15 protein-coding genes are annotated in these 13831 nt (G+C 54.7%); 5 read left to right on the top strand and 10 right to left on the bottom strand.

The genetic code is table 11. The features are described 5' to 3' along the window. The first annotated feature begins 40 nt into the window (after nucleotides 1–40). Nucleotides 41–379: a hypothetical protein gene (locus FFS12_RS14285; protein ID WP_137887557.1), complete on the top strand. Its 339-nt coding sequence runs from the start codon at nucleotides 41–43 to the stop codon at nucleotides 377–379. A 42-nt stretch (nucleotides 380–421) separates the two neighbouring features. On the opposite strand, the gene FFS12_RS14280 is transcribed toward FFS12_RS14285, so the two are convergent. The 9 genes from FFS12_RS14280 to mobI form a co-directional block, all read right to left on the bottom strand. Beyond that, nucleotides 422–1006: a GNAT family N-acetyltransferase gene (locus FFS12_RS14280; protein WP_137887555.1), complete on the bottom strand. Its 585-nt coding sequence runs from the start codon at nucleotides 1004–1006 to the stop codon at nucleotides 422–424. Between the two features lie 110 nt (nucleotides 1007–1116). Continuing rightward, on the bottom strand, nucleotides 1117–1719 hold the full coding sequence (locus FFS12_RS14275) for a hypothetical protein (protein ID WP_137887553.1): 603 nt from the start codon (nucleotides 1717–1719) through the stop codon (nucleotides 1117–1119). Continuing rightward, nucleotides 1716–3119: an exodeoxyribonuclease VII large subunit gene (xseA, locus tag FFS12_RS14270; RefSeq protein ID WP_256657396.1), complete on the bottom strand. Its 1404-nt coding sequence runs from the start codon at nucleotides 3117–3119 to the stop codon at nucleotides 1716–1718. Before xseA ends, FFS12_RS14275 begins: the two co-directional genes overlap by 4 nt. After that, nucleotides 3103–3315 carry an exodeoxyribonuclease VII small subunit gene (locus FFS12_RS14265; RefSeq protein ID WP_137887549.1) on the bottom strand — a complete coding sequence of 71 codons (213 nt, stop codon included), beginning with the start codon at nucleotides 3313–3315 and terminating at the stop codon, nucleotides 3103–3105. Before FFS12_RS14265 ends, xseA begins: the two co-directional genes overlap by 17 nt. Then, nucleotides 3312–3554, bottom strand: coding sequence for a hypothetical protein (locus FFS12_RS14260; protein WP_137887547.1), 243 nt, complete (start codon nucleotides 3552–3554; stop codon nucleotides 3312–3314). The genes FFS12_RS14265 and FFS12_RS14260 overlap by 4 nt, the downstream gene beginning before the upstream one ends. A 279-nt stretch (nucleotides 3555–3833) precedes the next feature. Next, nucleotides 3834–4583, bottom strand: coding sequence for a hypothetical protein (locus FFS12_RS14255; RefSeq protein WP_137887545.1), 750 nt, complete (start codon nucleotides 4581–4583; stop codon nucleotides 3834–3836). Between the two features lie 116 nt (nucleotides 4584–4699). After that, nucleotides 4700–5173: a hypothetical protein gene (locus FFS12_RS14250; protein ID WP_137887543.1), complete on the bottom strand. Its 474-nt coding sequence runs from the start codon at nucleotides 5171–5173 to the stop codon at nucleotides 4700–4702. Between the two features lie 84 nt (nucleotides 5174–5257). Continuing rightward, nucleotides 5258–5620, bottom strand: a complete 363-nt coding sequence (locus tag FFS12_RS14245) for a hypothetical protein (protein WP_137887541.1) — start codon at nucleotides 5618–5620, stop codon at nucleotides 5258–5260. An 839-nt stretch (nucleotides 5621–6459) separates the two neighbouring features. After that, nucleotides 6460–6930 (bottom strand): conjugative transfer protein MobI(A/C), encoded by a 471-nt coding sequence (gene mobI / locus FFS12_RS14240; RefSeq protein WP_137887539.1) that lies wholly within the window; start codon nucleotides 6928–6930, stop codon nucleotides 6460–6462. 258 nt (nucleotides 6931–7188) lie between these two features. Here mobI and FFS12_RS14235 point away from each other — a divergent pair, with 258 nt between their 5' ends. From FFS12_RS14235 to FFS12_RS14220, 4 genes are all read left to right on the top strand, one after another. Further along, a complete protein-coding gene (locus FFS12_RS14235) occupies nucleotides 7189–8169 on the top strand; it encodes a ParM/StbA family protein (protein ID WP_137887537.1) in 981 nt (326 codons plus the stop codon). Between the two features lie 568 nt (nucleotides 8170–8737). Beyond that, entirely contained in the window at nucleotides 8738–9025 is a 288-nt protein-coding gene (locus FFS12_RS20250; RefSeq protein WP_256657395.1) for a transglycosylase SLT domain-containing protein, read from the top strand. Between the two features lie 10 nt (nucleotides 9026–9035). Beyond that, nucleotides 9036–10070, top strand: a complete 1035-nt coding sequence (locus FFS12_RS14225) for a FlhC family transcriptional regulator (protein WP_137887535.1) — start codon at nucleotides 9036–9038, stop codon at nucleotides 10068–10070. A gap of 172 nt (nucleotides 10071–10242) precedes the next feature. Continuing rightward, complete coding sequence (locus FFS12_RS14220) at nucleotides 10243–10605, top strand: hypothetical protein (protein ID WP_171011882.1); 363 nt, start codon at nucleotides 10243–10245, stop codon at nucleotides 10603–10605. A gap of 66 nt (nucleotides 10606–10671) precedes the next feature. On the opposite strand, the gene FFS12_RS14215 is transcribed toward FFS12_RS14220, so the two are convergent. Further along, nucleotides 10672–13821: a conjugal transfer protein TraG N-terminal domain-containing protein gene (locus FFS12_RS14215; protein ID WP_137887531.1), complete on the bottom strand. Its 3150-nt coding sequence runs from the start codon at nucleotides 13819–13821 to the stop codon at nucleotides 10672–10674. Between the last annotated feature and the right edge of the window lie 10 nt (nucleotides 13822–13831).

Below are 13831 nucleotides of genomic sequence, written 5' to 3'. Positions count from 1 at the left end.
CAATGCGAGCCTGAGCGTAGTCACCTACTGGAGAACGCTGATGCCCGCCAACACCATCGACAAGACCACCCTCATTGCTATCGCCGAGGAAGTCTCGCTCAAGGCATCCAAGAACGCTGGCGTCGCCGACCAGCTCATTTTCCCCCACCTGTATCTGGTGCTGAATAAACACCTGCGGCCCAATGGTGATGCGGTGCCAGATGCGGTGCCGGAGCAAACATCCGCCCTGCTGATGACTGCCCTACAGGCCGCTCAAGTTGCGCTCGACAACTGCGTTCAGGTCATGAGCCGCGACCTGGCCGGCTTGAAGCTCATCCAGCCGGAGCTGGTGTGCGCGCAGGAAGCGCTGGTGAAGGTGAACGCCGCGCTGGCTCAGTAGTCCAGAAATGAAAAAGCCCGGAGCAATGCCGGGCTTTCAGCTTTAGAGACCAAACACTGCACGAATGTCTTTATCGTTGAGCATAAAGATCGGAGCAGGCCTTCTCTCTGGTGAATTGGACATCACCACAGCACCGGAATACAGCCCCTCTGACAAGCTAAAGCCCTCCCCTCCAGGCACAGCTACAGGCCCATCGAGCCTTAATCCGTTGCGCTGGTAGAAGGGCACTTTGTCTGGCGGGCAGATGAGGGACAGCGAAAGCGGATCTGTTAGCAGGTGGCGCAACAGTATTGATCCGAGTCCCTGCCCTCGGTACGGATAGAGCACATGGATCTTGTGCAGGTACCGCAGGTCGGTGCCAGGCAGCATGAAGATCATGGCGTAACCATAGAGTTCATCCCCCTCGGACAGAATTGCCATCTGGAGATGGCCAAGGCGATAACACGACCCGAAAATGTCTGAAATCACCTTGAGTCCTTTCTCTGCATCCTCGTCACTCAGGGCTATCGTTGCGGCAAAGATGGTCGGCAAGGAGTGCAGTTCCGATACCAATGCTTTGGCTTCGGAGCGGAAGATTCCAGGGAGAAATTTATCTTGCGGAGTTGGTTGAATGCCTGTGGTTGTCATGTAGCCATAAGACCTGTTGTGGGGTTGGGATAAGGGGTAATGCTATCCCCACAAAAAAATGGCAGGTCTCGATTTCTGACGTGATTCTGGTCGGAAATCGCGCTACTTCCTCACTCCCAGAATGACCTGGACTCCAGGTTCAGCCAGAGCATGTCGTTGCCCAGGCTCACTGGCTGAAACCCGAGATTGGCAAAACGCAGCGCGACCTCGTTGTTAGCGGCGCTTTCTGGGCGACTGGGGTTGGCCATGACACTGCAACGCATGAAGGCCTTGGAGCAACCGCTGCTTAGCCCGATGAGTGCGCCGCGCAGCGCTTCGCACTCCAGGTCTGTGCCACGGCAACGCTCTTCAAGGTTGTATCGGAGCACGAAGAGGGAATCGCCGTGCATACCTTCCTCCACAAGCGGCTTATCTTCGTCGTAGGCCAGTTCGCAGACCTCCAACACATCGCCGGCAATTGAGTCGGCAACAATTATCGGGTCACTGCCTAGGTTGAGCGCAACATCGAATCTCAAGTGCGCAATCGTGAGGCGTCCAACAGAAATCTCAACCAGCTCCTCGTCTTCATCGTCGGTTCCATCGGTGGCGATAATTTCCATGTGGAATTGCCGCACGCACTCGTCGTAGATCGACTCGGCAGGGTCGGCGTGGATCTCAAAGCTGGTCTTGACGGCGAGCTTGAGGAATTTCAGCGCGGGGGTGGTGGGCGTCACGGTCGCGTTCCTATTTGGATTGTTGCGGTTACATGGCCATCGGCGAATGCTAGATCGAGCGTGCCGGCGGCGCGAGCTTGCTGAGCACTGCTGATGATTTCCCCGCTCGGGCCGCGCACCAGGGCGAAACCTCGATCCAGGAGAGCCAGTGGATTGGTCTTGTCGAAGATCGCTGACGCGAGTGTCAGGCGGGAAGATTCCCTCGAAAGCAAGGCTCGACTCAGCGAAACGACCTGGGATGCTGCTAGAACTGTCTTTTGCCGCTCAGATACGCAGAGGCCAGCGCCAAGGCGCGAAAAACGATCCTGCGCGAGCTGGAGGGCCATGCGCTGCTGTCCGACGAGCCGGTCTCGGCCCTTGTCGAGACTGACCTGAACTTCCAGCAGGTGACGGTGCTCGTTGTGCAGTGCCTCGCGTACCCAGTGCCGGAAGGTGTTCCAGTTGCGCTCAAGCGCCGGAGCCTGACCGGTTACTAGCCGAAGTATCAGACTGTTGGCTCGCTCAACGCGGGCACGAGCCGTCGAGGCCTCGGACATGAGGGCCGTTTTGATGAAGCCAATCACCTTCGACGGGGTGTCGAACCGGCGGTTGGCCACCAGATCGAGCACGCACTCATCAATCTCATGACCGATGCCGCAGAAGACGGGTACCGGCAGGCGGCAGACCCACGCAGCCACGTTGGCATCGTTGAGCCAGGCCAGATCCGCTTTCGCCCCACCGCCGCGAATGATGCACACAGCATCAAATGCCTCCTGCTGGTGACGCTCATGCACCGCACGCAGCGCCGACCGCAGACTCTCCGAAGCATCGCGACCCTGGAACGTCGCCCCGAAATACTCGAACCCGCACACTCCGGCCTGATCCATGACCTCGGCATCACGACGGAAGTCTGCCAGCCCCGCCGCCTCATGCGGAGCCACCACCGCCACACGCCAGAACCCGCCTGGTGAGGGAAGCCCCTTCTGGAGATCGAACCAACCACGCTCCTTCAGGGAGGCAATGATCTGCTGAACCTTGGCCTCCATGTCGCCCAGCGTGTAGCTCGGGTCGATGCCGGTCACCATCAGTGAGAAACCATACTGGGGGGAAAACTCCGCCCTTACCTTCAGCAGAACGTTCATCCCCGCCTGAGGCAAGCCGCCGGTTACCCGCTGCCACTCAGCCAGCACCTTGCCGGCCACGTTGGCGAACATCGTGCAGCGAGCCTTCGCAACCTCAGATCCGTCACGGGATTCCAGGATGTCCATGTAGCAATGACCGTTGGGCCGGCGCTTGAAGTCGCTCAACTCAGCAACCACCCAGCTACTGTCCGGTACCGCAGCACGGATAGCGCGCTGTACCTGCGTCAGGTAGGTGCTAAGAGTCAGGTGCTGTTCGGCGACCTCAGCCACGGTCAGCACTCTGCGAGTCATCACCACCCAAGGTGGCCTGTACAACGCTCTCGATGCGGGTCAGTCGATCCGCACAGAACTTGCGAGCGTCCGCAAATTCGCGAGCAAGGGTCTCCAGCTCGTCGATGCTCACCTCATTGCGCTCCAGGCGCTTTACCGTGGCGTCGATGAAGGCGATGTTCGATTCGTAGGTGTCGCGGCTCATTGGTGTTCCTTTTCGAGTAGGTGCTGCTGCCCGATCCGGGCAAGGCGGATGAGTTCAAGCATTACGTCAGGATTGGAGCTGGTCATGAAGCTGAGGTCTTCCTCGCTGGCCTCGTCCCCCAAGGAGTCAGCCTCGCTCGAGTAAATCACTATCTGGTGGCCGTACTCCGCTCGGATCTGATGCCAAGGCCCGCATTTAGCCTGTCGGGCTTTTTGTTCAAGGTTGTCGAGATCGAGCATTGGTGTGCTACCTGTTGCAATGCCTGGATTATCCCTATGCCCGGCAAAATCCCAATACCGGACTGATCACTTATTGATCGAACCCCTCCCGGCACCGTGGCATACCACGCGGTAGGTTTTATCCACAGGCTTACCCCCACTTTCCGTGGAAAACATTCAGGCAAAAAAAATCCCACCAGACTTGGAGGGATCTCTTTTGCTTCTAATGTCTATCTCTTGAGGGGAACTACCCGAGCTTCTGCGCTGGGCATGTCTTCAGGGCACCCGCTTACCATCCGGCTACCCCTGCTCGTGCCATGACCATTTTTCTGAGATTGGCTGAGCCGGCTTGATGTTCTCTTGCTGAATATTCCTCAAGATACGCTCGTAGAGCTCCTTCTCTGCTTTGGCAACGTCTTCGTCCACATAGCCATCTGGCGGTAACCAGAAAACACTGTTTGGGGGGACGGACGGAAAATTATTTTGTCCGTCTTGATCGTAAAACCCGAACTCTTCCAAGTATGGCTTTCTGCATGCAGGCGATAGCCGCATTACCTGGCGCGCAACCATCGCGGCGTACAAGAAGTAATTGGGGTGAATCTTTGTGTATCCACCGCTGTCTGCCCTTGCTCGTGATCTTCGATACCAAGTGTGAAGGATAGTTAATAGGTTTTCGTACTGCTTCTCCAGCGCTTCGGGCTTCTGTAGCGCTTTCATTGCATTGGACTTTTCAATTTCAAACCCGATCAATGGGGAGCGCTCACCCTCAGCCAACATCTGCTGTTTCTCATAGGCGTAATGCACAGTCTGGTGCGCGTCACGTTCACCTTTTACTTTCGGGCTGAAAGCGTAGCCGCAATCTTTGCACTCAATGCACCAGTTACCGATTGGCGTGCATTTAGAGTCCAGGGCATTGCGCAGCATCACAAGTAATTCCCTGTAACTCCGAACGCCATGTTTTTCTCTGGCAAATTCGTCGCGCTGATTGGCATCCTTTGCCAGCTTCTTTATCTCCTGTACTTCAGTAATCGTAATTGGTGACTTTTCCACCATCCTGTCTACCCCTTAAATATCCGCTTCGCGACACGGTGTTATTGCATTTCGCCTATCAATTCCACCGCGTCAAACTCACAAAGACGTTAACATCCGCTGCGCGACACAGGAGGTCAAACAACCTTGAGCGTCAGCCAGTAACGGGAAATAGTCGGGTGCGAAAGTAGGAATACCTCTTCCATACTCTCGAAACTGGTTTCAATACCTGATGCCGTTATACCCAAATATTCAATAGTAGTCAGATCAACCTTCTCAACTTCCTCATGTGGAAGTTTGCCCAGTGCATCGAGCAGCATTTTTAACTCCGTAACCGCAGCAACAAAGAACGTCCGCGCCCGAAGTTTGTCTTGGGAGCCAAGTGTCGATTCGTAGTCGCCCAATACCGATGCAATTGCAATCGAACTAGCCGAGCGCAAAGATTCAGCACTTTGCATTAACAGAATCGGAATCAGAAGATCATGGCTTGACGGAATATCCGTATGCACAACCTCAAGCATGTCGTACAACCACGCCCGATCTTCCGGAAGTCTGTAACCTTCCAGCGAAATAACTCCATTCGTTCCGTACAGTTTAGTGAAGCCTTCCATCTGCTACCTCTCGCCTTGACACTCTGACAACTTACCGACGCAACTATCCGCTGCGCGACACGGGGCCAAACTCAGCACCGCACACTACTTCAACTCACCGCCGTTAGATTCAAACGTGATTCGATTCATCAGGCAGTAATCAACGCCGTATCCATTCATTCTCGCTATGCGTTCACCGTCAGCAGTCTTTAGGAAAGACATGCCAGGGTGGAACGCCAAACCGCCTGAGCGGTATTTGTCGCTGTTAATTCGGAAGCCATCATTAGGCGTCAGCGATATACCAGTTATGTCGCTCCACAAGTAATGCAATCCGGCAGCGTATAAGCCGTCTTCATTCACAGTGAACAGTAACTGCTGGAAATCGCCGCCAAGGGCAATTCCGTAAAACTCACCGTTAGGTAAAACCGGAGGGAAGTAACCCCCGTCTGGTCGTTTCTTAAACTCCAAACTCAAGCTCCTCGATCATCGCTTGGCCGCACCCGAACACTTTACCCAGGGCGCAACCTTCACTGCACACAGCGCCGCCTTAACCAGCACGCCGATGCAGCAGAAAAACCCCATCACGCACATCCCAGTGAATACCGCCCCGTGGATTGCAGATGTCCAGATCCCAAAATCAGGCAGCCCGGAGAAAATCATCTCTCCGTACCTCTGTCAGATCCCCAGCCTCTCAACTGGCTTACACGCGCTTTCAGATCCTCCATGTCGCGCTTCATGTCAGCCACCACCACTGCTGAAACCATCCATGTCAGCGATGCGATTACTAATCCTGCCCCAAGGCTCAGTACCGACCCCAGCAGCAACTCAAACTCTGGATTTCCCAGCACAGGACTCCTCCCCCTCAATTCGGTATCTCGCAAATTTGCGGCACATATTCTGTTGTCGGTTCATCCTCTCACCCGGCCCACCAATCCCAATTTCCGACCCCTCGGTTGTGCTCTCTGCGGTTTGCCATTTGCATCGCCTACATCCGCTACGCGACACGGGGGTGAGATTTATAGGCTGCACTTCACACCACCTACCTATTGGAGTGAGCCTCTGCACTTCCAATATGCAATAAGCTCAAATTCGTCACGGTTTACTGCGAAGGTGTGAAAGTGGCTGGAGGCCTTGCAGTTACTTGCTTTGAGTGTTTTCACAGCTTTAACGGTTTGCGGTTCGTGATGGAAGCTGTGCGCCAGGCTCGCATTTAAGCTGTGCATGTAAGGTGTGAAAATGCTGGAGGCCTTGCAGGTACTGGCTTTGAGCATTTTCACACCTTTCAGGCGCTAGGTGAGTTGTGCCCGTTACGCTGCACCGCTTACTTGAGCTGTCACGGCTGCGATTTTCGCAACTTTTACTGTGTGCGGTACCAATTGGCGGCGAATCCTGCGGTTGACCGAGCAGGCTTCACGAATGTCAGCAAGCTGGGCTTCGTAGGAACGGACGATCTCCTTCAGAGGTTCCTTGACGAAGGAGAAAGAGCCAACCCGGTACCGACTCCCCACGCCCTTGTTGATGGAAAAGTAAAGGTTCTCCTTTTTGCCTTTCGCTTTCGATTTCATGATTATTTTGATCCACTCAATCGTCTTGGCATTGGGGCTGGTCTGCCGAATGCGGATGGCAATTGGGACGTGGCCTGGTTTGCCTTCATGCAGGCTCAAGGCTGTCTGAAAGAAAGCGTCTCGCAGTTCTTCAGTTTGTCCGATGAGTTCGCTGTAGATGGCGTCCAGGCTCTCAATAGCAATCTGTGATGTGGTCTTTTGTGTCGTGTCCATGGGCATCTCCGGTTGTGGAGTCCCGATTGTCCTTGCCCTCGCATTCTAAATGGTGCGTTTTCAGACGGTTTTATGGTCTGAATTCGCCACCTTTCTCACTCCTCCTCCCTCAAAATGGCTCTCATCGTCATCTGACGCCCATTTGTTGTTCGTTCCCTGGTTGGGTTTTTCAGAAGGTGGGTTTCCATGGGGTGTGGGTCATTCGTCGTCGTCATTTGACGACCGTCTGTTGTTGTTTGTCTCTTGGAGTGGGGTTCTATGAGTAGTGCTTTGGGGTTGGATATTGGCTACAGCAACGTGGTCGCGGTATTCAGCGGGGCTGACGGGAGGTCGGAATCCATTGTTCGGCCTGCTCAGGCTGCGCCGCTGAGCGTTCTGCCGGGGGATGCAGGTCTTCGTGCTGGGGAGGTCGTTGTGGATGTTGCTGGAGAACCTTGGGTTGCGTTCGCTGCCCCTGGTCGAGTCCAGGAGGGCCGCGAGCTGCATGAGGATTACACCTCCTCCCACGCCTATGAGGCGCTATTTAAAGGCGCTCTGTTGCATGCCGCAGGTGATGGCGATGTTGTAGATACCCTGGTGACTGGACTGCCGGTGTCCCAGGCGCGGGATAAAGACTATGTAGAGTCTCTCGTGAAGAGAATGACTGGTACCCACAAGATCAGCGCCAAACGCGAAATCACCGTAAAGAGCGTGCAAGTAGTAGCACAACCAATCGGTACTCTCACTGAGGTGTACTGCAACTCTGAAGCTGCTGAAGTTATTGAGGAGTCGGTATCCATCATTATCGATCCAGGCTTCTTCAGTGTTGACTGGGTTGTTTTCGATCACCGCGAGCTCGTTGCAAGTTCAAGCAGCAGCAGCCTGAAAGCAATGTCTGTTTTGCTTGATGCCTGTAACGAGGAGATTGCCAAAGACCATGGCGGCATTCCGGGCGTGGAAAAGATCGAGCACGCGCTCCAGTCCGGTAAAACTTGGATTCATTTGTTCGGTCGCAAGGTCGAACTTGGCGAGTATCTTGAGCGAGCATCAGATCGCGTTATCCCGACCGTTTTTACTGAGATCAAGCAGGGCTTGCGCTTTCTCAAAGGGCGTGCGATTGACTGCGTAATCCTAGGCGGCGGCGGAGCCTCACTTTACGAGCCATTCTCTCGTAAAGAGTTTCCCGAAGCTCTAATTGTTAAGCCTGCAAACAGCGTCACCAGTAACGCTGAGGGCTTCTGGCATATCGCTCGTTCTTAACATTGCTGAGCGCAAGGATGCGCTCTTCTGGAGGTTTAAATGAGATTGCAGTGCAGAGTTACCCCGGCGCACTCCGAGTTACTCCAGCATCTTGAGAGCATCGAACAAGAGTATCGAGGCAAGAGGCTGGTAGCGATGGCGGCAATGTACTTGGGTATGTTGAGTTCTGGTGTAGAGTCGGTAGTAAAGATGGCGCCTCCTCCTGTTGGAGTTCTTGAGGAAGTGGCTGTTTCTGAAACAACAGAAGTTGAAGCGCGTCCAGTCGCAAACTGGATCAGGGGGGCTAGTGTTTAAACGCACGATAACGAAATCAGCCATCGTTGTTGTTTGCTTTTTTGTTGCAGGTAACTCCTTCGCGCAGAATGGATCTTTCTCGCTAAAGGGTACTATGTGGGATCGGGCGTCGCGAGCAGTTTCGTGTAAGCCTGATCCGCTACTGCTGTACTCATTGGCGCTTAACGAGTCCAAAACGTCTGTGGGCAATGGTTATATTAAGCCACACCCATTTGCCTTAAGGAATGAACCCAGCGGCCCTCTTTACCCTGTTAGTTACGCACAAGCAGAGAAGGTGCTGAAACGTTACATCTCTGAAGATATCCTTACGGATATTGGGATTATGCAGATTAACTACCGTTGGAATGGCTCCCGTGTCGCGAGCCCGGAATTATTGCTAGATCCGGAAGTGAATATCCGAGTTGGTGCTGAAATACTCTGTGAGTCCATAGCCCAGTTCCCAGTGGATATGCAATTGGCAATTGGTGGTTACCACACGCGAAACCCAAAACGCGAACTTGACGCCCGAAAATATGCGAGTAATGTGCTCGACATTTGGCGTTCACTCCAGCGACTGAAGTAAGGTCTTTGAAATGCGAGTTAAGATCAACTCCTCGATGATTCAAATGGGCTTGCGCTGGCTTATCTCAGATTTGCGCGAGTTCAATGCCATTATGTCTGAGCAGAGGCTCACGCAAGGTGACGTGCTGTGGCTGTCGAAGCTGATTTCAAATCCGAAGCATCTCAAGGCGGTCGATGCGCTTCCTGTGTCTTTGTACCGGGTTCACTACGACACCCTGAAGGTCGGACGCGGCTATCTAGATGACGACGAGTTCCGCGAGATCGGGAACAAGATGGTCATGTTCATGGAGTTCTGCCACTTCGCTCGGGTAAATGAGATCGCCCCGATTCTCTCAACTGGTTTCGATGATGTCGGCTACCGGGTCTTCGAGGCTGGATCTTTCGATGCTCGGATGATGCTGGTAAGCCGTGGTGGTTTTTCAATTGGTACGCGGTGCAACCTCCGCCGGCTGCGCACGAACATCAACAGCCCAGAAGACCAGCTCAGCGATGTAACGACTGTTCTTCTGGGCGACCTGAAGCACTTTGATAAGCCTGGCGTGGTTGGCATTGGTCGAATCAAGGACTACCCGTCGACCATGCCTCCTGACGTGATTGCATCCGAGATGCTACATAACAAGATCCAGCCCAAGCTGGTTGCGACCTGGACGGGGCTCGACCCGGAAGAGGTTGTGAGGATGAAACGTTCTCTCATGCGCGACACCCCACTTGTCCAGTCTCAAAGTGGGCGAATCCAGTTACCTAATAAGACGCTGAAAGAAAGTCCGCTGCACAGCCTTCTGTACCTCACCGTCTACCGTCTACTAGCTGATGAACCGCTGAAAAGGACAAATGCACGAGCAATCATTGCGGCCCATAAGGAGTACACGCAGCTTTGTAAGGCCGTTGGTATCACGCAAAACGACATGATCTTGCCCTCGAACGCCTACCAACTCAGCAACAGTCTGAGGTCTGGCGACATCACGCTTACTTCCTGCTCCAAGTGCAAGGAGATTTATGCCCGCTACACGCTGAAGCCGGGGAAATGCTACTGGTGTGGAAAGTGACAACACACTGCCTGAAACAAGCCCTGGCCCCTGGTTGGGGCTTTTTCTTTCAGGTGGATATAGAGCATCCCTGCCAGGAAAAACTGATGGCTGCTGCGGTCGGATTTGAAGGGATTTGGGTTTTCCAAGATGAGTGAGATTATTTAGGTAAGACATGAGTGAGGTGAGTGAGATGGGACGCGATAAGGTTGAGTGCCAGTGCTGCAAGAAGATGATGGTTCCGAAGGTGATCACCAGCGCACCGTTCTACGTTGGCGGGATTCCGGTTGGTGGTCGAGATCCTGAGGGATCTGTATGCCCGTTCTGCCTGTCGCCGAAGTGGATGCTGACTGAGGAGCAGGTTCTGACTGGGGCCAAGGCTAATGCCGAGTTCTACGGAATAATGGTTCTGGTTATGGTGAACATCGTTGTGTTCAGTCGCCTGGGAGCTGTTGCCGGTGGTTTCAGCGTTGGTGCATCTGTTCTGGTGTTCTTGCATCGTGCGGAGATCGGCAAGCTGATCAAGGCGAAGTGGAGTTTGATGCGGGGTAACTGAGCATGCTCACGAGCAAAAAAAGGCCGGGTCTGATGCCCGGCCTTCTTGTTTCTGCTTATCAGACAGTTAGTCTGCGTTAATTCCCGTTGGCCGCTGTGGTTTCATGTCTGGCACTTGAGGAACGTCCTCGCTGGAGCGGGTTGGGCGCGAGGCATATTGGACTTGTGACTTGGAGTCAGCCAGCGCCCCGAGGGTAGCGAATGAACCACTGTCAGGGGCTTTCGCTGCGTCATCGATTGTGGTGATGGCCCCGGCAATATAGCTTTCGTCGCTGATGCCCTGGCTGCGGTAGAAACCTGCAAGCTCTTGGTACGCAGCACCCTGAGCCTCACCGAATTCCCCGGTCGCTTTGGCTGCGAAGTATTTGGCTTCTTCAGGTTGCAACCCTTCTTTCATGCCAATGTCGTAGTACCGGCCTGCGCGTGCGCTGTCATCCCCGCCTCTTAAAGCCGCTTCAATGGTGTTGATGCCGGCGAAGATCGAGTTTGCTCCGACTGCGACCTCGGTACCGAGGTTTGTCCCTTGCCGCGCCGCTGCACCACGATCACGGATCTCGTCGTAGCTAGCTTTGCTCGCGGCTGTGTCAATCTGCGCGTTGTGAGCCGAGCTGTCTTCCATGACAGGGTTCAGGTTAGCCGCATTGCGCTGCTCGATGGCTGCCGGGCCGGATTCCTTGGTGGCGTCGTAACCGCTTTGGTTCATGTCATTCGTACTCGCATAACTCCCACTGTTTGAGCCCCATTTCGAGTTGAACTGACCGGCAAGGTTGCTGACGCCAGCAGTAGCGCTCGCCGCATCACCCTCCAGCTTGGCGTTAGCGTTTGCATCGCCCTGGTTCACGTTGAAATCGAACGGGTTGTACTGGCTCATCAGCAAATCACCGAGCCTGCCATCTTGGTTCATGGTTCGGATTGCGGCCATTGCGCGGCGCTCGGACATATCCTGGGACATATCTTGGACGCTCTGGCTGTTGAAAGCCTGCTTGTAAAGTTCCTTCCCGGACGCCGTTTCCCCCGCCATTCTCTCAAGCGCCAAGCCGCTTTCCTCGCGTCCCATGCCTCGGGTAAGAGCATTGACGCCCGCGTCCCTGAGGTTGAGGGACTGGCCTGCTTTGATTGTGTCCTGCTCAGACGATGCCTTGTTGTAGGTCTGTTGAGCCTGAAGTGCATTGGTTCGGTTCTTCGCAATCTCATCCGTGTTTGAGGCGCTCGATTGAGCCAGGTCGCTGCGCGAGAATGCGTCTCCAGTTGCGTAGGTGAGCTGATTGGAGTCGGTCGCCTGGACGGACTGGGTGAGTTGAGCCAGTGCCTTTTCAGCCTTAGCCCGGCCCTCCTGAGTCATGCTGTCTGCGGACGTGTTATCAGTGCGCTTCAGCCCGCCTAGCGGGGTAGAAACGCCAAGCGAGGCATTGGCTGTTGCTTGATTCAGTGACGAATCGGAGAAGCCCAGGCTGCGGAGCGTTTCCTTGGACTGGTTGTACGAGGAGTTCGAGGTGAGAGCCGAACTTGCCGAAAGGTTCTCACCGATCTGAGCCATGGCCTGTCGCCCGGTAGAGGTAGAGCTGAGCTGTTGCCCTGCCGCCTTCAGGCTTTCCTGGTACTGCGCTGACGCGGTTTGCGAGGCCGTGCTAGCGCTTTGCACCACGGCACTTGCTGCCTGCTCCCCGCTGATTGTTTCGGCGAGTTGCAGTGACCCGGTTTTGGAGACGCCAGCACCTACCTGATCAGAGGTAAATGCCGCATTTGAGGCCAGCACAGGCGCGCTCTGCTGAGTACGGGGAAGTACGTCTTCGGACTTGAATTTATCGCCTGCGGTCATTTGGCCCATGATGCCGTTCGCAACCATGGCTGAGCCGGAGACGATGAACAGGGCTAGCGGCGGTACCGATGCGGCCAGAAGGCCACCAACACCCAAAGCTTTGCCAATGGCGCGGTCGATGTCCTGAAGTTGCAGCATTGCAAAGCCAGCGGATGTAGCGCCGCCATAGGCGTCGAATGCAGCGGTCAACTCAGCCTCGGCGTACCAGAGGGTGAATGCGTTGACGAAGCTCAGCAATGGCATCCAAAGACCAACAGCGAGAGGCAGAACGAGGTATTTGCCAAGCACACTGAGGCCCGGCCCTCCAAGCAGCAGGGCGAATGCCATGAACGGCGTCATGGCATAAAGCAGGCCCTCGAAGAAGGCGATCATCGGGCGCATGTAGTGCTTGAAGCTGTCGCCCTTGCCTGCCCATGCGATTTCTTGCTGATTGATAGACTCTTGCAAGGCCATTGCAGCTCGCTGCTCTTGCCAATGATTGAGCGCGTCGACTCGGGATGTGTTGAAAATCGGCGCAATCAGCGAGGTTAGAACATAGTCTTGGGCGGACTTACCGGAGAGAGCGACGGATTGAATAGACTGATTTAGGGCCGCTTCAACCTGCGTTCCGTTGTTCATCCGGCCTGACTTTACCTCTTCACTGAACCCCTTCTGGAGGATGTCATTAAGCACTGAGGTGTAAGCGTTCTTGATGTGCGCAGTGAGGAAAGTCTTCGCGTCACTACAACTCTTGAGCGAACCTCCAGCGGTTCCATCGTAGACGTAGATGAATTGTCCGGTGCTCGTGTTGGTGACGACGCTCTCCCAACCAGGAGCGCGGTACAGCTCAGCAAGCGTCTTGTCCTCTCGAAGCGCTACCGGACTCAGCGAGCAAAAGGTCATGTACTCGTTGATGGTCTTTGGGAGGTCGTAGCCACTAGCTTTCTGGTAGTTCTGGAAGCCATCCAGTGCCATGGGATTTCTGAGGGCATCCCGGACTTTCGACATCGTGCTCAGGCTTGAGAAAAGCCCGTATTCGGTCATGCCTGGAGAGGAAAACGCCTGCTCAGATGTTTTGGCAATGCTGTACGCGACGGTCGAGATGGTTGAGCCGACGAAGGCTGGCCCGAGCGGCACATTGTCGACTACTCGGACGTTGCTGCTCACTGTGTCCTGAATAAGGACGGTCGAAGTTGGCCCGTAGAACATCATGTAAAGGACGAGCACGAGCCCCGCCTTTTGGAATGTGATGGCCTGGTTATTGAACGCAGCCTGGAACGCCAAGAGAAGAATGCCCAGGAGCGCGCCAACCCTGGCAAGATCCTCGGCAGAACCGCTGCCGGTGATCATTGCGCAAGCGTTCAGCATGATCTCAAGTAGTTCTGCGCTGCCTGTCGTGTAGATAGTAAGAGTCGTCATGAGCGTATCC

This window comes from Pseudomonas sp. 2FE (genome assembly GCF_005503735.1).
In the GTDB taxonomy this organism is placed as follows: Bacteria; Pseudomonadota; Gammaproteobacteria; order Pseudomonadales; family Pseudomonadaceae; genus Aquipseudomonas.
Note: the sequence above shows the minus strand (reverse complement) of the source record. Positions and strands in the feature narration are given on the sequence as shown.